Below are 19,584 nucleotides of genomic sequence, written 5' to 3' on the forward strand. Positions count from 1 at the left end.
CGATACTCAATATTTGTAATAAGTCTAATGTTTTCTTATAAGATTAGTAACTTTTAGCTTCACTTATGATACGCCTCTGTGTCTCTCTTAGCGATACGGTGGAGGTAATTTTTTATTGAGTTTCTGTTGAACGATATCCAATACTCTTTAGATACACACATGCCTAGTCATAAACAATCAAATGAGCATTGAAGGTACTGATTTCGTTTGGGTATTACCAATTACAAATCGAGAAGTAAGATTCCCAACTGACATTGAAGTCAAAACTAAAAAAGGGATAGTTACAGGTGTCATAGATACTATTCAAATACGCTCACTAAATCTCAATGTTCATTATCATAACTATAGAGATGAATTACAAGACAACTTAAAACATAATGTACTACAAGCGGTACAGACGTATTTAAAACCTACTTTATAAATAAAAGTAATTTAGATTTGGCTATAATATAATGCACCCCAAAAGTTAGATTTTTGTCCGACTTTTGGGGTGCTTATTATTATAATTTTTTGTTTGATTTAATTATTTCATTTAGTTTTATAGTCTATTTCCACTTCTTTAGCCACTACAATTCAGCATTAGATATGTTGTTTTTTCTAGCTAGATACTTCTTCACTCCATATAAATTTAAGGCAACAGCACCAACGATAACAACAGGTAAAATAACTTTTTTCATATTCACAGCTCCATTTTTCTTGTTTTTCTCAGTTTCTAACTTCAATTTAAAAATGTTCATTACACTTTTATGCACTTTCGCTTGGGTATACTTGTAGACCCACCAAGGTAATGTTGGTCTATATTCTTGTAAGGCAATAATACATTCATCACTATTAGGCAACCTTCTAAACTCTAATCTCGCATTACCACCATCTACATCTAAAGCAAAATCCCCACCAACAATTCGATATAAAATTCTCTCATTATCAGAAGCTTTAAAGTCTTTTCTTAATAATAATAATTTCTTATTTAAGCATGGGACAGTAATCGTAAAGTTATCTTCGTCAAAATCACTATTAACGACATTTAATGTAATTTTATTTAAGAAATTAGCGTACACTTCTGCTAATTGAATCATATTCATATCTTGAGGTAAGTCTACCCTCGATATTGCTCTAACGTCTTTAATATCAGTCTTACGTGATGACTTCGATTTCTTTGGTGTATGCGTTTCTTCTTCTAAAGCAATACGCACACTTTCTTTATAGTCCGTCTTACCTATAGAAATTCCTTCCACAATATGGTCATTTTCTCGAACCATATCATGAATTAAGCTATCCATTAACGGATAGACCATCTCTTTTGGTACGCCAGAAATAAGTTTAACCCAATACTTACTTAACCAAATAGGAATAATAGGTAAATCCATAGTAGGTAAACGTTTATCTAGTACCTCTGCTGTTTGGTTGAAAAGATCTTTATAAGTCATGTGACTAGGACCACCAATATCTATTGATTCATTCTCATTTGGCGTACGCTCTACAATTTTATATAAGCCATCAATGACATCATCTATTGCAACTGGCAATGTTGTATTGTAAGCCCACTTTGGCAACAACAAACCCGGTAATCTTTCTACTAATTTTTTTAAAATAGGATAAGAACTTCCTTTAGAACCTATAATTAATCCAGCTCTTAACGTACTTACTGGTACACCATATGATCCTAAAATTTGTTCACATTCTAAACGACTTCTCAAATGTGGGGATAATTCATTTGTATCTGGTATCAAACCGCTCATAAATACAATATGTTGAACTTTGTTATAACTTGCAGCTTTAGCGAAATTATCAGCTAACAATGCATCCATGTCTTCAAAGCTTGCCTGTGTCAATTTGGCTGAAGGCATCATAGAATGAACAAGATAGATAGCGATATCAATGTCTTTCATTACCTCAGTTATTTCATTTAAATCGAATAAATCAGCTGCCTTCCATGTAACATTACGTTCATCCGATTTATTCTCTATATTTCTAGAAATAGCTATAATTTCATAGTTTTCTTTTAATTTATTCATTAAATGACTACCGATATATCCCGAAGCGCCCGTTAATAGAATTTTTTTCATATATTTAGCCTCCAAATAGAAAAAGATGAGCAGGCAAACATTACCTCAGCTCATCTTTAGATTAACAAGCTCACTTGCTTATTATCATAATGGACAAGAACTTCATGTCTCTTACTTAACGTTGTACCCTTCTTAAAACTTTTTAAGCTTTTATGAAGTGATTATGAGTTTGGCATAAACAATTTTTGCTTTATTTCTTTCTCGCATCCTAATTAAGTACAGCTTAATAATTTGTTTTAATATTGTGTATAGTCAAAAAAATTATTGTTAAATATGTAATAAATTAAATAAAGTTATTGCTATTTTGAAAGAATAGGTTAATATGAGTTAATGGCAAACTATTTAAGGGGCTACAAATGAATAAAAATAGAAGTAAGCGAACAAAACCAATTGTGAAAATAACATTAGGAGTTATAACAGCATCACTAAGTTTAGGATCAATAAACATCATAACTCAGCAAACAACTGCCCATGCATCCACAGTACAAGATGAGAGTAATACAAATTCAAAAATATCAAATCCAAAAATTATTAAAAACTCTAGAACAAGTGATTCTAATATCACAACACCGATTAAACATGTGACGACAACAGTAAAGTCACCTACAACAGTAAAAACAACAGCTAAAATTGCAAATGTAAAACAGTCTTCAACGACAGTGAAACCAGAAAAGGTTAAAGCACCGACTTCTTTGAAACCAAAAGCTATTCAAACATCTACAAGTCAAACTCAAAAGCCGATGTCTACTAAAGCACCTATAAATTCATCTACTAATATCAAAAATAGCACAATAGGAACTAAACGCGACCAACAAGCTATTTCTAAAGTAGAAGTATCAAATAAAACATCGAATACGTCAAAAATACAAATAAATCAAGCTAAAAAAGCAGTATCGAAACCCCGTGTATCATCGATAAAAACCAAAACACCAATTAAAAAAATAGCAAAAACAACAACTAAGAAAAAAGCAACAGCTATAGCAACAATACCTAAAGTAAATATAATCAAATCAACTAAAAGCAATCATAAAGATTACTATAAATCTATGACCCAGTTAGAAAAATCGACTAAAGAAGGTGTTGAATGGAAGAAAGAGACATCTAATAAAGGTAGTAAAGTACTTATTGTAGCCCCGCATGGTGGAAACATAGAACAAGGTACTTCGGAGTTAACAAAGTTATTAGCACAACAAGGTGGATATGATTATTTCTCGTTTGAAGGAATAAGAAACTCAAATAATACGCAATTACATGTAACGTCTACACATTATGATGATCCAACGTTGCATCAAATGGTCAAAGGACGAACAGCAAACATTTCTATCCATGGCGCAAAAGGCGACGACCAAATTGTATTCTTAGGAGGAGTTAAATCTAAACTAAGAGATGCTATTCAATCACAATTGAGAAGTAGAGGTTTTACCGTTAAAGTGCCTCCAGAATATCTAGGTGGTTTAAATAATCAAAATTTTATTAATAAAAATCAAAATAGTACAGGTGTTCAATTGGAATTAACTACTGCACTGAGAAAAGCTTTATTTAAAAATCAAAATATGAGTACAACTTCACGTAAAAATAAAAATAATTGGTCACCAAAGATGTATCAATTTGTTGATGCATTGCACACAGCTATTAAACAAACATCAATTAAGTAACATATTTACAAGCAAGTTGTTTCATATAGAACATATGCATACTATATATTGAATTTAATTTACGTTTTTTAATTAAAGTAATCCCTAGAGTAAGGGCGTCGCTAGACCTTTGTTTATTTAATTCATAGATATTGTTGAAATAAACTCACACCTAATATCTAATAGCTTAATTAATAACTAAATCTATATTATATAAGGTTCTATCTTACATTAACTTGTTTAATGTAAGATAGAACCTTATAATTTTTATTACAAAATACTAAAAAACCATCATTTATGATATGCTTCGCCACGCATAATTTTAAATGCTCTATACACCTGTTCAATCAACACAACGCGCATCATTTGGTGTGGGAAGGTCATTTTGCTGAATGAGAGTGCATAGTTACTGCGTTGTAATACGTCCTGATGTAGTCCGTTTGATCCACCTATCACAAAGACAAAGTCGCTTTGGCCCTGTGTCATGCGTTGATTAAGTTCTTTAGCTAGACCTTCTGATGACAACATCTTACCTTCAATTTCTAATGTAATAACCGTTGCTTGTGGTTTGATCTTAGCTAATAAACGTTGTCCTTCTTTTTCTTTTACTTGTTCAATTTCTTTGTCACTCATATTTTCAGGTGCTTTTTCATCTGGCACTTCTATTATTTCAATTTTAGTGTATGCACCTAATCGTTTTTCATATTCTGCAATTGCTTGTTTCCAGTATTTCTCTTTTAGTTTTCCAACTGAAAGAATTGTGATTTTCATATTATCCTCCACTTATACTTATTAGAGTTATCCACAAGTTATCAACTTGTTCACAGTATTCCCTCTTATTGTACCAGTTTATATCCCCAATTTTTATAAAATATTAGTATTTACTCACAATTTCTGTGGAATAACTTGTTATTTTGTGGATAAGTATGTGTACAATGTGGGTATTTCTGTGTGTATTGTACACAACTCTGGATAACTATGAACAATTCAGTGGATAACTTCACGATAGTCTTAATCTATTTTATCCACTTATCCCTTATAAACATCGCTTTTAAGACCTTCTTCAATGACTTTTCCACAGAAAAAGACATAAAAAAAGAGCAAGACATTCCCGTCTCGCTCTGTCTAAAATAACTATAATGTATATATTGGTGTCGCTTGTGCTTTATCTGTATCACACAATAAGACTTCTTTTTCAGTATCAATATCATGTTGATTTAACACTTGTCCAACACTCATACGTGCTAAGTCCTTCATATTATTATCTTGAGATAAATGAGATAGGTAAATACGTTTCGTATTACCTGTAATCACATCTGTCATCGCTAAACCAGCATCTTCATTAGATACGTGTCCCATATCTCCTAAAATACGTTGTTTTGTCTTCCATGGATAACGACACATGCGTAACATATCCACATCATGGTTACTTTCAAAGATGAAGGCATCACTACCTTGAATCATGCCTTTCATTCTGTCTGAAACATAACCTGTATCTGTTAAAATCGTAAACTTCTTATGATCATTATGGAAAATGTAAAATTGAGGATCAATCGCATCGTGTGACACGTTAAATGACTCTATATCAAATCCTGCAATTGATTGTGTTTCATAAGGGTTGAATATGAACTTTTGATCCATTGGAATGCGACTATCTTTCTTTTCTATTGCTTTCCATGTATTTTCATTCGCATAAATAGGTAAGTTATATTTACGTGCTAACACGCCTAGACCTTTAATATGGTCAATGTGTTCATGTGTAACTAAAATACCATTTAAATCTTTGATGTTGCGGTCGATTTGGCCAAAAAGTTCTTCCATCTTCTTACCTGTTAGACCAACATCAACAAGAATACTTCCTTTTTCATTTTCTACATATGTGGCATTGCCCGTACTACCACTTGCTAATACACTCATGCGTATCAAGCGGCTCATCCTTTCTAATATAGCACTCATCCCTCTTAGTGACGTAAGAGTGCCTTCCGTATCATTTTTGTATTTTTCTTTATTAATTGATTAACTTTTTGATTTCAGTTATGTACTGAAACCACCCGTTCTTAAAATAGCTTATATTATACTATACCAATTATGACATTAATCTGCCAATACTCCGTTTATTAAACTACCGGTATATTGATAAATTAAGTTTTTCCCTTGAATGATTTAATTAACGAGATAATTGTTCAACATACAAATGAGAACATAAAAACTGCCTACAAAGTACAAACCTTTGTAGACAGTTAAACTTATATATTAATACGAAGTATTTATGGCGAAACTCCCGAGGGAACAGTACTAGTTGAAGACCTTAGAAATACTCACAGATTTATCTGTGCAGTATTTCTGGCTGAAACTGTACCCTGGGAAAGGGAGCCCCTACAATACGAAGTATTACTTTTAAAGGTTCGCCTGAGCTAAAGCTCTAAACGCTTTTCTACAGACCTGGCAGTAGCTGACTGATCATTAACTTCGTCTTTGACTAGTTACTAATCTAGTCATCCTTGCCGGGGCAAGACTAACAATAGCAAATCTGTGATTGACGGCTTTCGAAAAGCAGAGTTCTCGGCAGAAGTTCTCACGGCTCGACAAAATTTGAGAAACAATTTTGCTCTCCGTTTCGATTCTGCTCAAACTCTAAGCGCTTTTCTACAGACCTTTTACTACTTATCTATAACTTTAGGGTTGGTACTTGTGGCTTCGACGTAGTATGTCTTAGTTTTGTCTTTGCCGTTATGTTTAACTTTGATTTCCCAGTTAGGTTGTAATAACTGAACGTTAGTTTCTTTAACAACTGAATAGTAGCCTAATCGTGCGTCAACTACTTCATCATGGCGTTTAAGATAGCGATTGAAGTATAGGGCTTCTATTGCTTTTCTCGGGCCTATTACTTGGCTTTTACTACTATTTGAACCTTTAGCTGCTTGAATATCATTCATCATTGTTTGTTTATAACTAGATGCTTTATGATCATTAATATTGAACTTCAATAGTGCTTTACTATTGTTCATTATAGGGTAGCCATTGTAAGTTTGTTCAAAAGTCATTGAATCAGAATTCATCTTACTCAACTGATAATTTTTACCACCAAATATATTGTCTTTCATATAATTCTTAATCTCTTTTAAATTACTATCACTTACATTGACTGTACTATTTATCTCGCCATTAAGCACCTTACCTGAATCGGATGTACTCAAGCTTGAATGTTTTTTAGCATAACTTGAAAAGTTTTTAGACTGAGCAGTAATTTGTTGCATTTCAGTATTTTTAACATCTTTATTTAAGACGTCAGTGGGGACTTTAATCTCTTCTTGTTGGAAGTTAACATGATTATCACTTACCGCTTCATTAATCTGTGATTTATTAACTTTATCTATATATATAGCAACTAAGAAGATGTTGACAAGAATAAATACGAAAATGAATAGTGTCTTTGTCAGTTTCCAGTTCATTTATTCTAGCCCCCCATCTTTAAATGCATACCATTTGCCGTCATATTCGACATACCATTGAGGCGTAAATTCGCTATTACGTTGTACTTCAATATCATCATTTTTAGGTCGGTCATCCATATTGTAACCAACCGCTATATTGGATACGCGTTCAAAATCAATACTATTATTGTTAGCAAGTGCTGAGCGTACTGATTCTGCACTTTGTAATGACTTTTTATCGCCACTATTCAATATGACATCAGTTCGTAATAATGAGCGTTTGTAATCAAATACGCCTTTATCGCCCCATGTCACTTGAATTTCATTTAATTTTTGAGTGTTGAACGTAGGGTAACCATTTAAGAATCGTTGATAAGTTAATTCACCACTCATATTATCAGTGCTAAACAATCTATAATCTTCGTCTAAGAAACCACCGTGTCCATTGATAAATTCGAATGTACCACCAATTGTTTCTTCCATATTGGTAGAGCTTTTCTCATCTTCGGACAAGTTTCTATAATGGTATTTCTCACTCTTATCGTTATAGTTAGCAACACCTGTATTATTATTGTACGTCGTCAAGCCACTTTGAGAACTACGGACGATAGTTGAATCGTTAAATAATACAGAATTCATTTTTTCTACATTAATCGTATTAAATACCATACGATAACATTTGAGGTCTTTAGGTTTATCTGGTGCAAAAATATGTGTTGCTTTATCAATTGTGTCTTTATTGGTGATGATTTCTATATACTTTTGCATTTCTGAGCTAAGATTTTTTAATGATTGATTCACATCTTTACCTTTAACAGATGTTTTCATCTTCACAACTTGATGTCTATCTTTACTAATCGCATATAATATCACATGACCTTCTTGATCTTGGTCAATAAGTAGTCGATTAAAGTTAAAATGATTTGGTGTCTTAGCATCTATGTTTAATACTTGGCTTAAATAAGTTGATAACGGTAAATCATATGTGAAATCAAGAACGATAAAGTTATCGCTTAATTCAGGAATAATTAAGTTATGATTTCGTTTTAAATGCTGTACTGAATCAACATTTTTATCTTTTAATGGGCTTAAGATTTGAGATACTGCATGACCTGTTGCTGGCATACCTTTTGTTTTATCGCCATTAGATTGAACGATTTGAAATGGTGTGATGGTTTTATCCATTTTCGCACTCATTGGTTTTCCAATAGGTTTAGAATTATCTTTCTTATTATCTGATGACGTACTATCTGCATTTGATAGATCAGGTGAGAAGTTCCATACCATATAAGTTAAAACGATACTCATTAATACAAGTAGTATCAGGATAATCGTTTTGATGTATTCTTTACTATTCATCCCAATCACCATCTTCAATAATTTCACATGGTAGGGTAATGAAGATAGATGTACCTTGTCCTTCGACACTATTTGCCCAAATACGGCCATTGTGTGCCTCAACAATCTCTTTAGAAATTGCTAAACCAAGACCTGTACCACCCATTTTACGTGTACGTGCTTTGTCGACACGGTAGAATCTATCAAAGATTTTATCTACTTTATTAATAGGAATACCGATACCATTATCTTTGATACGAATCGTCATTCTATTGTAAAGTGCATTTTGTTTCACGTGGAACTCAACGCGTTTATCACCACGAGAATATTTCATTGCATTCGTAATAACGTTATCAAATACTTGTGTCATCTTATCTGGATCTATTTCAGCAAAAATAGTTTGCTGTGGAATTTCGCGTACGAATGTTGTATCTTTAGCAGACATTTCATGTCGATTAATAATCTTATTAATAAACATGTTAAAGTCGACAATTTCTTTCGTAATTTGATCGGATTCATTATCCATTTTAGATAATTGAAGTAAGTCATTAACGAGTCGAATCATACGTTCAGTTTCTTCACGTGTAACGGATAAGAATTGTGGTGCTAAATCATCGTCTTTCCAAGCACCTTCTTCTAGTGCTTCGATATAACTATTCATAGATGTTAATGGTGTACGTAGTTCGTGTGACACGTTAGCAACGAACTCACGACGTTCACGTTCTACTTGTTGTTGTTCTGTTACATCATGAAGTACAGCAATATAACCTGTTACAAAGCCTGTTTCTTGCACAATTGTACTGAAGTTAACACGTGCAATGATGCCTTCTTCTTCATTAATGTCTAATAAGAAGCTGTCGTTATTTTCATTAATTTCTTCTAGTGAGAATTCTTCTTCTAAGTTTAAAACACTTAACATATAGTAGCCGATAAGGTCTTCTTTAGCCATACCTAGCATTTTAAGTGCCATATCATTGGCGATACGTACACGACCACGTCTATCTGTTGCTAAGATACCGTCACTCATATGTGTGATAACAGAGTCTAGACGGCGTTTCTCACTTTCCGTATTCGCTTGTGCTTCTTGAACTCGTTTGGATAAATTATTGAATGCGAGCGCAAGTTCACCGATTTCGTCATTACCATAAATTTTAACACGTTGGGTATAGTTACCTTTAGACATCTCAACTGTCTGGTTACGCATATCGGTAATCGGTTTGGTTATCGTTCGCGCAATAAAGAAACCGAGTATGACGGTAATAAATAACGAAATAGCGGTACCTACAATAAAGATTTGATTAATATTATTCAGTTGATTGTATACGTCATTAATTTTCGATTCTATGTAAATATTGCCTATCGTTTGTTTATCAGCTTTAACAGGTATGTTATATACCCAAACCCTTTCTTTACCATTACCATAGTCTTTCAATACCATATGGTTATTACTTTGACCTAGTGATAATGCTTTTTGAACAGAGCTATCGTTTGCCTTTTGATTGATAAGATCGCGGTTAGACTGCTTCGTTGTCGCCATAATAATTTGATCTTTATCTATAAAACGAATTTCACCAATTTCTTGACGGTTGGCATACTCGCTCAAAAGATTTTGAATATCTTTCTGAGCGTTAACCGAACCTTTTTCGTTATAAACTTTCTCAATGCTTACATCTAATTGTTTCGCATATTGCGTAATATTCTTTTTAAAGTTATCTAATAATTCCTTTTCCAAACTATTAGTAAAATACAAACCAATAATTTGCATACCAATAATAATCAGTAAGACATATACAATGACTAGTTTCGTGTGAAGGGATTGGAGTTGTTTAAGCCACTTCATTCGACTGAACCTCTAATCATGTTGTTGGAGGAAGTATCCAACGCCTCTACGTGTCACAATATATTCAGGGTGTGATGGATCATCTTCAATTTTTTCACGTAAACGACGAATCGTTACGTCCACTGTACGTACATCTCCAAAATAATCATAGCCCCACACAGTTTGTAATAAATGTTCACGTGTCATTACTTGACCCATATGTTTAGAAAGGTAATGGAACAACTCAAATTCACGGTGTGTTAACTCGATGTCATCACCACGTTTTTTAATAGAATATGCGGCAGGATAAATGACGATATCTTTAATTGAAATTTCGTTTGTTGTATCATTCACTTCTTGTGCTGGTTGAGAATAATGACGACGTAAGTTTGCTTTTACACGAGCGATTAATTCACGTGTACTAAATGGTTTCGTCACATAGTCATCCGCACCTAATTCTAATCCTAAAACTTTATCAATTTCAGAATCTTTTGCAGTTAACATAATGATTGGCATTTCGTATTTCTTACGTACTTCACGACAAACTTCCATGCCATCTCTACCAGGTAACATGATGTCTAATAGAACGATGTCTGGTTCTTCATCATAAATTAAATCTACTGCGTCGTTACCATCGTACGCGCAAAATACATCGTATCCTTCTTTTTTAAGATTAAATTCTAAAATATCAGCAATTGGTTTTTCATCGTCGACTACCACAACTTTTCTAGCCATATATATAAACCTCATTTCTCAAAGTATAATTCTACCGTTCAACTTAGCTTCATTCGTAACGTTTGAGACCTTTCTCACGACTCAAACTATTGTGCATTGATAGCACAGTAACTACTATATAATTTACCATTTATGAACGGTTAATTCTATTTTTGTATAAAAAATTATAGAATAATATTATATATAAGTTTACCACCAAAATTGTATATCACAAAATAAGTTGAACACTTTCAGTAACCTTTAAAAACTAAATGATATCTATTTCATTATTTTGTAATATAAAAATTAAGTATAAAAGTGATTAATTCAATGTTTTACATTTCTTTAGTTGCAGTGAAAGGATAAATGTTAAGTTTCGATTGCCTATTGTCATAGAGTTGTAAAATGAGTGGATTGTAGCATGATGTGGTGGGAGATTGATTCATTTATCTATAATGAAGAATGATGTGCGGTGTTATAGAGTAGAGCGACGAATAAGTTGATGAACGACTTTGCTAATCAGTAAAAATAAACATAAAAAAATGCCTACCCTCTTGGGTAGGCAATACGGTCTCGACGGGAATCGAACCCGCGATCTCCTGCGTGACAGGCAGGCGTGTTAACCGCTACACTACGAGACCTAAAAAATGGTGACTCCTACGGGACTCGAACCCGTGTTACCGCCGTGAAAGGGCGGTGTCTTAACCGCTTGACCAAGGAGCCGTTCTTAAGCACAAGATAGATTATAGCATAGCCGTTATTTACATGACAAGCTATTTTTTTACATAAATATAACATTATTTTTGAAATGTTAATAAAGGAGAAATATTGCTATAAAAGTGACGATAGACTTATGATTATTTGAAAATGACTTACTTGAATTGAATATGTGTATATACAATGGCATTGAATTGAAATGATTTAATCATGCTCCCTCATTACCACAAATTTTAATTGTTTATTTAAACAGGAAAAAACCGATTCGCTTTTATGGACGAATCGGTTTTTTTCAAAATATTAGAGTATAAAATTTATTGTTGTCTAACTTTTACCATAATTTTTCTAATAGGTTTGTTTGTTCACGGTCTGGACCAACTGAGAAGATTGAAATGTGCACGCCACATAATTCAGAAATACGTTCTAAATATTTACGTGCATTTTCAGGTAATTCTTCTAAACTGCGACAACCCGTAATATCTTCTGTCCAACCTGGTAACTCTTCGAAGATTGGTTTACAACGTTGTAATTGATCTAGGTTTGCAGGATATTCAGTAATTTTTTCACCGTCTAATTCATAAGCAGTACAAATTTTAACTGTATCTAAACCTGTTAAAACATCAATTGAGTTAATAGATAAGTCTGTGATACCACTCACACGACGTGAATGACGTAATACTACTGAGTCGAACCAACCTACACGACGAGGACGTCCTGTTGTTGTACCATATTCACGACCAACTTCTCTAATATGATGTCCATCTTCATCAAATAATTCAGTAGGGAATGGGCCATCACCAACACGTGATGTATATGCTTTACAAACACCAATTACTTTAGACACGTAAGTTGGGCCTACACCTGTACCTACAGTTACGTTACCTGCTACTGGGTTACTTGAAGTTACGAATGGGTATGTACCATGGTCGATATCTAACATAACACCTTGTGCACCTTCGAATAATACTTTCTCATCCGCAACAAATGCATCATCTAATATTTTAGGTGTATCTGTAACGAATTCTTTTAAACGTTGACCTGCAGCATAATATTCTTCAAACATATCTTCAAAGCTAGGGCATGTTTCGTTAAACATACCTTTGAAATATGCTGATTTATATGCAATATTTTCTTTTAGACGTCTTTCGAAAGTTTCTTTTTCCATTAGGTCTCCCATACGGATACCAATTCGTTGTGCTTTATCTACGTATGCTGGGCCGATACCTTTTTTCGTTGTACCGATTTTATTATCACCACGAAGACGCTCTTCAAATTCGTCTTGTGCGATATGATAAGGTAAAATCACTTGCGCGCGGTTTGAAATACGTAAGTTATCTGTTGAGATACCACGTTCATTTAAACCATCTAATTCTTTAAGTAATGCAACTGGATCTACAACCACACCATTACCGATTACTGCTAATTTATCTTTATAAAAGATACCTGATGGTACTAAATGTAATTTATATGTTTCTCCACCAAATTGAATGGTATGTCCTGCGTTATTACCACCTGAAAAACGTGCAATAACATCTGCTTGCTCTGCTAAGAAATCAGTAATTTTACCTTTACCTTCGTCTCCCCATTGTGTCCCAACTACTACGATTGATGACATATGAGCACCTCCAAATTTTTCTCATTTAACCATGAAGTATTTTACCAATATAAATACCATATTGCAAATAAAAATCGAACATTAATTTTGGGCAATATGATTTACCTTTTAAGAAAATATATAATCTTCAAAAGTCTGATAAACCCTTTAAATAAAGTATTTTAGCCTAATTAACTAAAAATCAATATACAAACTTATTCATAATATCAAGCTAAAAGACAAAATAAAAACCGTACAATAAAACTAAAATTAATTTTATCGTACGGAAATTTATTTGTAATATTTTTTACCCCATTTCTGCATGAGCATAATCAATATCAGTAAATTTATTATATTGTTTCATGAAGTGTAGTTTAACGGTACCGGTTGGGCCGTTACGTTGTTTAGCGATGATGATTTCAATTTCACCATTATCATCATTAGTTTGTGGTTCAAAGCTTGAATCATCGTCATCATCCTCATCTTCACCACGATTATAATAATCATCACGGTATAAGAAAGCGACGATATCAGCATCTTGCTCGATAGAACCTGATTCACGAATATCACTCATCATTGGTCGTTTATCTTGTCGTTGTTCCACACCACGTGATAACTGACTCAATGCGATAACTGGACATTCTAATTCACGGGCAATAGCTTTAAGCGTACGTGAGATTTCAGATACTTCTTGTTGACGATTGTCTGAGAATCTTGAACCACTACCTTGTATTAATTGAAGATAGTCAATCACAATCATATCTAAACCGTGTTCTTGTTTAAGTCGACGGCATTTAGAACGTATATCATTGATTCGAATACCTGGCGTGTCATCGATAAATATTTTAGTACGGGATAACTTACCGACTGCAATAGTAAATCTGTTCCAGTCTTCTTCCGTCATAGTACCAGTTCTCAAACGGTTAGAGTCGACATTACCTGAACTACAAATCATACGTGTGGCTAATTGGTCTGCACCCATCTCTAGTGAGAAGATTCCAACAGTATATAAATCTTCATGTGTCGCTACCTTTTGTGCAATATTAAGCGCAAAGGCAGTCTTACCTACAGATGGACGTGCCGCTAATATAATCAAATCATTTCGGTTAAATCCTGCTGTCATTTGGTCTAAATCACGGTATCCTGTTGGTATACCTGGTGTTTGACCACTATTTTGATCGAGTTCTTCCGCAGTTTCATACACTTTACCTAATACGTCTCTAATATCTTGAAAGCCATCACTCTCACGTGTGGATGACAATTCTAAAATACGTCGTTCCGCATCACTTAAAATAGTATCTAATTCTAATTCATCATTATATCCATCATTAGCAATACTATCTGCAGTTTGAATTAACTTACGTTTAAGCGCGTGTTTGAATACGATATCCGTATAATACTGAACGTTTCTTGTAGTAGGTACGTTTGTAGATAATTCTGCAAGATATTGCGGACCACCCGCTTCACTTAAACTTCCTTCAGTTGTAAGTTGATCCATCAACGTCACAACATCAATTTCTTTGTTATCTTCATTTAAGTGCATCATCGCACGGAAAATGTGTTGATGGGCGCCTCTATAAAATGACTCAGGAAGTAACACTTCCTGAGTTGTATTAATCAATTCTGGATCAATAATAATGGCACCTAAGACAGATTGTTCGGCTTCGTTGCTATGTGGCATTTGATTTTGCTCGTACATATTATCCATTATTGATCACACCTCTATTTCAATCCATCTTATTGTTCTACTGTATGCACACGAATTGTACCTTCAACTTCTTTATCTAATTTAACAGGTACATTTGTATAACCTAATGTGTGGATACCTTGTGGTAAATCCATTTTACGTTTATCAAGTTTAATATCATGTTGATCTTTAAGTGCTTGCGCAATTTGTTTCGTACTTACTGAACCAAATAATTTGCCGCCTTCACCAGTTTTAGCAGATACTTCAACTTCGATATTTGCTAATTTTTCTTTTAATGCTTTAGCATCTTCAATCTCTTGTTGTCTATCTGCTTCAGCACGTTTATTTTGTTGTTCTAATTGTTTTAAGTTACCAGGAGTCGCTTCTACAGCGTAATTATTTTTTAATAAGAAATTATTTGCATAACCTACTGGTACATCTTTAACTTCGCCTTTTTTACCTTTACCTTTAACATCTTGTGTAAAAATTACTTTCATGCGTTTTCACTCCTACTCATTTGTTCTGTTATAGCTTGTTGTAATTGTGCGATAGCCTCTTCAACTGAGACACCTTTTAATTGAGTCGCTGCGTTAGTTAAGTGTCCACCGCCACCTAAGGCTTCCATAGTTAACTGAACGTTAACAGCACCTAATGAACGGGCAGATATACCAACTAAATTATCTTCACGTTTCGCGACTACATAAGAAGCTTCTATACCTTCTAAACTTAACAACTCATCGGCTGCTTGTGCAACTGTAACAGGATGATAAATCTTATCGTCAGATCCATGGGCAATTGCAACGCCATTATCTTGTACTTCTACTGTTCTAATTAATTCAGAACGATTAATGTACGTATCAACATCATCTTTTAAGAAGTGTTGCGTTAAGATTGTATCTGCACCATGAGCACGTAAATAGCTTGCCGCATCAAACGTTCTTGAACCTGTACGTAATGTAAAGTTACGTGTATCTACAATAATACCAGCATACATTACTGTTGATTCAAGTCTTGTTAAGCGTTGTTCTGTTGGTTGATATTCTAATAACTCTGTTACAAGTTCTGCTGTTGAACTTGCGTAAGGTTCCATATATACCAATAAAGGATTAGAAATAAAGCTTTCGCCTCGTCTATGGTGATCAATGACTACTTTACGGTTAGCTTTGTTTAATACATTTTCATCTAAGACCATTTCAGGTTTATGTGTATCAACGACAACGACTGTTGTTTTCGAAGTCATCATGTCCCATGCATCATCTGACGTAATGAAACGTTCTTTAAGTTCTGGTTTCTTATCAATTTCATCCATAACACGACGCAATGTTGGGTCGATATCTGATTCATTTAACACAACATAAGCTTCTAAATTATTCATTAATGCAAATCTAGATACACCGATTGCTGCGCCTATAGCGTCTAAGTCTGGTCGTTTATGTCCCATAACGATAACTTTATCGCCTTCAGTTAAGATATCTTTTAATGCATGTGAAATAACTCGTGCTCTTACACGTGTACGTTTTTCCATTGGGTCAGTCTTACCACCATAGAAACGCACGTTACCATTCATATTTTTAATAGCAACTTGGTCACCACCACGGCCTAATGCTAAGTCTAAGCCTGATTGTGATAATTCACCAAGGTCAATAAGATTTTCAGTACCTTCACCAACACCTATACTTAATGTAAGTTGCGCGCGGTAGCCGACACTTTTTTCACGTAATTGACTTAGAATATTGAAATTTGAGTTTTCAATTTCCGCTAAAATCTTTTGGTTTAAATATGCTACGAATTGATCTGAATTATAACGTTTAAAGAAGATACCATATTCTGAAGTCCATCTGCTGATTACTCGTGTAACCATAGAGTTAATTTCAGAACGTTGTGTATCGTTCATATTTTGTGTGATTTCATCGTAGTTATCTAAGAATAATGTCATGATAATTGGTTTAGAATCTTCATATAACTGATTAGTTTGTACCTCTTCTGTAATATTAAAGAAGTATAAACAATGTTCATTATCAGAATAACGTACTCTGAAATGATAATTTTCGTGTTCAATTTCAATTTCTTGAACTTTCTCTAATTGCTTTAAAATATTGGGAAATACTTCATTAACCGATTCTGAAATCACGTTTGTTGTTAGATGTTCAGACATAAATTGGTTAACCCATTCAATATGGTCATTTTCATCTAATACAATCATCCCGATTGGCAAGTGTTTAATTGCCTTATTACTACTCGTTGTAATATGGCCACTTAAATCATCCACGTAATTGTCCATTTTCATAAAAGCTTGTCTCAACAAGAATCCACTAGCAATCAACATCACTAGTAGTACTCCTGCTGCTATACCTGCGATAATTTGGTTAAATATAAACCAAACGACGACTAAAGCAATGGCTGTTAATGCCATTACAATAAAAGGTATGAGCAAAGCTTTTTTAGTGGATTGACGGTTCATTTTTCCACCTCTCATCACTTTTTATTATTATTGTTATTCATTAGTTGTTTTAAATTAATACATAAATCAATGACACCAATTAATCCTACAATGTGTGTCATAGGTGTTAATAATGTTCCTAAAATCATTAATATAACTGTTACTACATTCGGTAATCGTTTCGCTTTCCCGAAGAAATGAATGACGCTCATCCCTTGAATGTACATCACTAATGATAACACAACTTCAAAGTTCAAAACGATACTCTGGAAAGTATTTGGTTGAGTCGCAAACATCACGCAAATTAAATCAATAATATAGATTGTTAATAGCGTACGATTCATTTGCCAAGCAAACAATGGCTTGAATATAGGCGTCGCTACTTTGAATTTACGTAGGATTGGAAATGTTATAATCAGATTAATTAAAACGATAAGGAAAACGATAATAATGAGATAACTTGGGAGTTGGACCGTCATTTTGCGGATGCTTTCTTCAAGCATCTGTCTATAATCAGCATTTGCTCCACTTGTTAATAAAACGTTATGTACGGTTTCTTTAACAGGGTTAACTAATGCGGTTGCTCTTGGTATTTTTTCAAATACTTGTAATAACATGAATCCTATCAATGTCATTAAGCTTAGAGATACCGTTGTTACATATAAAATTCTTTCTTTTGTTGCTCTTTCCTTAAGTAATTGTCCAATGATTAAACTTGTTAAAATCACTAGAACCATGATACTTAAGACGAATGTATTACCTAATAAGGTTGTAATTATAACTGTTACTAAAGCACTAATTCCAAATGATTGAATAGATTTATTCCATAACACGACACCTGGGATTGTTGCAAATAAACATAAAATTAAGCCGAGAATAGGTAATACATGTGTTACTAAAGCTACTATCGCTAATACTAAAGTCCCTATAATAGTTGCTTTAGGTTGTATTTTTGAAAACACACACGCCACTCCCATACTTTTTTTGACTATAACTACTATTTTAACCTCTTTGAAAAAAATAAACAATAAAGTACTATAGTCATTTATGAAGGGTGATTTCTCGCATGCTTCCTATTAAAAATATTTATTCTAATTACTACTTCAAGTTAGTTAACTAACGTCTTATTTGTTTTAAATTTAAAAAGTAATATAGATTAGGTGCCCAAGTTTCAAAGTTTAGTAAAAAGCCATCATGTCCAACATTATCTGGTACGAAAATGTGACGATGATATTTAAATCGTTGCCCCGCAGCTAACACTTGATCGTCAGGGTATAATAAATCATCAATAAATCCCATTGTTAAGACTTTAGTATCTAGTGATTTGAACACTTCATCAACATCATCTCTACCTCTATCAATATTATGACTATCTAAGACATCTAGCAGTGTTAAATAGCATGATAAATCAAATGATTCTTTGAATTTATCTCCTTGATGTTGTTGGTAATTGACAACTTCTTCTGGAGTGAATCGCTGATCATAACTTTTCGAAGAACGATAAGTTAAGAATCCTAATTGACGAGCAATACTTAAACCTTCCTTGCCTCCGATATGAATGGCTTGTCTTGCAATTTCATTAAATGCTCGACTATATGATGACGTTTTTTCAGTAGCGGCTAGTATGACCGCTTTATTCACAGGAAAACGTTGATTATAAAGAAATTCTAACGCTTGCATACCACCTAAGCTTCCACCAATCAATATATCAATTTTATTAAATCCTAATGCTGCTATCCCTTTTTCAAGGGCACGAACTATATCTCTTAATGTTAAATGATTAGGAAAGTGCTTATCGTTAAATTTTGAACTTGAACCAAACGGACTGCCAATGACGTTAAATGTTAAAAATTGATAATCATTAATTGGCATATATCCACCATCAATAATTTCACGCCACCAACCTGGATTGTCATTAGTACCATATGTTAAATGATTACCAGTTAGCGCATGACAGATTAGTGCTAATGGTTGTCCAGGATAACCTACATGTTCATATCTTAGTTTCAAATCTTGTATTGTTTCTCCTGACTCAGTCGTGAATTCGCCTAAATGTAATGTATCAACAATATAATTCGACATATATCAATCCATCCTCCTTTAAATAAAAAAGCTTCTTACTCTTTGAAAAGTAAGAAGCG

The 19,584-nt window shown here is 33.6% G+C and carries 14 protein-coding genes, 2 tRNA genes and 1 pseudogene; 2 read left to right on the forward strand and 15 right to left on the reverse strand.

The genetic code is table 11. The features are described 5' to 3' along the window. Positions 1 to 151: 151 nt before the first annotated feature. A pseudogene (locus tag LFT63_RS09170) lies at positions 152 to 421 on the forward strand (type II toxin-antitoxin system PemK/MazF family toxin); the annotation flags it as partial. A 145-nt stretch (positions 422 to 566) separates the two neighbouring features. On the opposite strand, the gene LFT63_RS09175 reads toward LFT63_RS09170, so the two are convergent. Then, positions 567 to 2,066 (reverse strand): NAD-dependent epimerase/dehydratase family protein, encoded by a 1,500-nt coding sequence (locus tag LFT63_RS09175; protein WP_340768848.1) that lies wholly within the window; start codon positions 2,064 to 2,066, stop codon positions 567 to 569. Between the two features lie 356 nt (positions 2,067 to 2,422). Here LFT63_RS09175 and LFT63_RS09180 point away from each other — a divergent pair, with 356 nt between their 5' ends. Further along, entirely contained in the window at positions 2,423 to 3,721 is a 1,299-nt protein-coding gene (locus LFT63_RS09180; protein WP_340768850.1) for a poly-gamma-glutamate hydrolase family protein, read from the forward strand. 270 nt (positions 3,722 to 3,991) lie between these two features. On the opposite strand, the gene rlmH is transcribed toward LFT63_RS09180, so the two are convergent. The 14 genes from rlmH to metX all read right to left on the reverse strand — a co-directional run bounded on the left by rlmH (position 3,992) and on the right by metX (position 19,525). Next, positions 3,992 to 4,471, reverse strand: coding sequence for a 23S rRNA (pseudouridine(1915)-N(3))-methyltransferase RlmH (rlmH, locus tag LFT63_RS09185; RefSeq protein ID WP_002466394.1), 480 nt, complete (start codon positions 4,469 to 4,471; stop codon positions 3,992 to 3,994). A 363-nt stretch (positions 4,472 to 4,834) separates the two neighbouring features. Further along, positions 4,835 to 5,635: an MBL fold metallo-hydrolase gene (locus LFT63_RS09190; protein ID WP_026083453.1), complete on the reverse strand. Its 801-nt coding sequence runs from the start codon at positions 5,633 to 5,635 to the stop codon at positions 4,835 to 4,837. A gap of 725 nt (positions 5,636 to 6,360) precedes the next feature. Further along, positions 6,361 to 7,152 carry a two-component system regulatory protein YycI gene (locus LFT63_RS09195; RefSeq protein WP_340768852.1) on the reverse strand — a complete coding sequence of 264 codons (792 nt, stop codon included), beginning with the start codon at positions 7,150 to 7,152 and terminating at the stop codon, positions 6,361 to 6,363. Beyond that, positions 7,153 to 8,493 (reverse strand): two-component system activity regulator YycH, encoded by a 1,341-nt coding sequence (gene yycH, locus LFT63_RS09200; RefSeq protein ID WP_029056651.1) that lies wholly within the window; start codon positions 8,491 to 8,493, stop codon positions 7,153 to 7,155. Beyond that, positions 8,486 to 10,312 (reverse strand): cell wall metabolism sensor histidine kinase WalK, encoded by a 1,827-nt coding sequence (walK, locus tag LFT63_RS09205; RefSeq protein ID WP_017636741.1) that lies wholly within the window; start codon positions 10,310 to 10,312, stop codon positions 8,486 to 8,488. Before walK ends, yycH begins: the two co-directional genes overlap by 8 nt. 12 nt (positions 10,313 to 10,324) lie before the next feature. After that, positions 10,325 to 11,026 carry a response regulator YycF gene (yycF, locus tag LFT63_RS09210; protein ID WP_340768856.1) on the reverse strand — a complete coding sequence of 234 codons (702 nt, stop codon included), beginning with the start codon at positions 11,024 to 11,026 and terminating at the stop codon, positions 10,325 to 10,327. A gap of 547 nt (positions 11,027 to 11,573) precedes the next feature. Next, positions 11,574 to 11,646: transfer RNA gene (locus tag LFT63_RS09215), tRNA-Asp, on the reverse strand. Between the two features lie 7 nt (positions 11,647 to 11,653). After that, positions 11,654 to 11,728 (reverse strand) — tRNA-Glu (locus LFT63_RS09220). Between the two features lie 325 nt (positions 11,729 to 12,053). After that, positions 12,054 to 13,337 carry an adenylosuccinate synthase gene (locus LFT63_RS09225; RefSeq protein ID WP_017636739.1) on the reverse strand — a complete coding sequence of 428 codons (1,284 nt, stop codon included), beginning with the start codon at positions 13,335 to 13,337 and terminating at the stop codon, positions 12,054 to 12,056. A 286-nt stretch (positions 13,338 to 13,623) separates the two neighbouring features. Then, positions 13,624 to 15,024, reverse strand: a complete 1,401-nt coding sequence (dnaB, locus tag LFT63_RS09230; RefSeq protein WP_017636738.1) for a replicative DNA helicase — start codon at positions 15,022 to 15,024, stop codon at positions 13,624 to 13,626. Positions 15,025 to 15,053: 29 nt separating this feature from the next. Continuing rightward, positions 15,054 to 15,500, reverse strand: coding sequence for a 50S ribosomal protein L9 (gene rplI, locus LFT63_RS09235; protein WP_017636737.1), 447 nt, complete (start codon positions 15,498 to 15,500; stop codon positions 15,054 to 15,056). Further along, the gene (locus LFT63_RS09240; protein WP_108017019.1) at positions 15,497 to 17,464 is read right to left on the reverse strand and encodes a DHH family phosphoesterase; all 1,968 of its coding nucleotides are present in this window, start codon (positions 17,462 to 17,464) and stop codon (positions 15,497 to 15,499) included. Before LFT63_RS09240 ends, rplI begins: the two co-directional genes overlap by 4 nt. A gap of 14 nt (positions 17,465 to 17,478) precedes the next feature. Continuing rightward, a complete protein-coding gene (locus LFT63_RS09245; protein WP_026083452.1) occupies positions 17,479 to 18,420 on the reverse strand; it encodes a YybS family protein in 942 nt (313 codons plus the stop codon). 139 nt (positions 18,421 to 18,559) lie between these two features. Continuing rightward, positions 18,560 to 19,525, reverse strand: coding sequence for a homoserine O-acetyltransferase MetX (gene metX, locus LFT63_RS09250; RefSeq protein ID WP_029056648.1), 966 nt, complete (start codon positions 19,523 to 19,525; stop codon positions 18,560 to 18,562). Positions 19,526 to 19,584: the final 59 nt, after the last annotated feature.

It is taken from the genome of Staphylococcus sp. FSL H8-0121, assembly GCF_038008425.1.
GTDB lineage: Bacteria > Bacillota > Bacilli > Staphylococcales > Staphylococcaceae > Staphylococcus > Staphylococcus pasteuri.

Coding starts and splice junctions, on each gene's coding strand:
- LFT63_RS09175 (WP_340768848.1), bottom strand. CDS start 2,066: ATGAAAAAAATTCTATTAACGGGCGCTTCGGGATATATCGGTAGTCAT.
- LFT63_RS09180 (WP_340768850.1), top strand. CDS start 2,423: ATGAATAAAAATAGAAGTAAGCGAACAAAACCAATTGTGAAAATAACA.
- rlmH (WP_002466394.1), bottom strand. CDS start 4,471: ATGAAAATCACAATTCTTTCAGTTGGAAAACTAAAAGAGAAATACTGG.
- LFT63_RS09190 (WP_026083453.1), bottom strand. CDS start 5,635: ATGAGCCGCTTGATACGCATGAGTGTATTAGCAAGTGGTAGTACGGGC.
- LFT63_RS09195 (WP_340768852.1), bottom strand. CDS start 7,152: ATGAACTGGAAACTGACAAAGACACTATTCATTTTCGTATTTATTCTT.
- yycH (WP_029056651.1), bottom strand. CDS start 8,493: ATGAATAGTAAAGAATACATCAAAACGATTATCCTGATACTACTTGTA.
- walK (WP_017636741.1), bottom strand. CDS start 10,312: ATGAAGTGGCTTAAACAACTCCAATCCCTTCACACGAAACTAGTCATT.
- yycF (WP_340768856.1), bottom strand. CDS start 11,026: ATGGCTAGAAAAGTTGTGGTAGTCGACGATGAAAAACCAATTGCTGAT.
- LFT63_RS09225 (WP_017636739.1), bottom strand. CDS start 13,337: ATGTCATCAATCGTAGTAGTTGGGACACAATGGGGAGACGAAGGTAAA.
- dnaB (WP_017636738.1), bottom strand. CDS start 15,024: ATGGATAATATGTACGAGCAAAATCAAATGCCACATAGCAACGAAGCC.
- rplI (WP_017636737.1), bottom strand. CDS start 15,500: ATGAAAGTAATTTTTACACAAGATGTTAAAGGTAAAGGTAAAAAAGGC.
- LFT63_RS09240 (WP_108017019.1), bottom strand. CDS start 17,464: ATGAACCGTCAATCCACTAAAAAAGCTTTGCTCATACCTTTTATTGTA.
- LFT63_RS09245 (WP_026083452.1), bottom strand. CDS start 18,420: ATGGGAGTGGCGTGTGTGTTTTCAAAAATACAACCTAAAGCAACTATT.
- metX (WP_029056648.1), bottom strand. CDS start 19,525: ATGTCGAATTATATTGTTGATACATTACATTTAGGCGAATTCACGACT.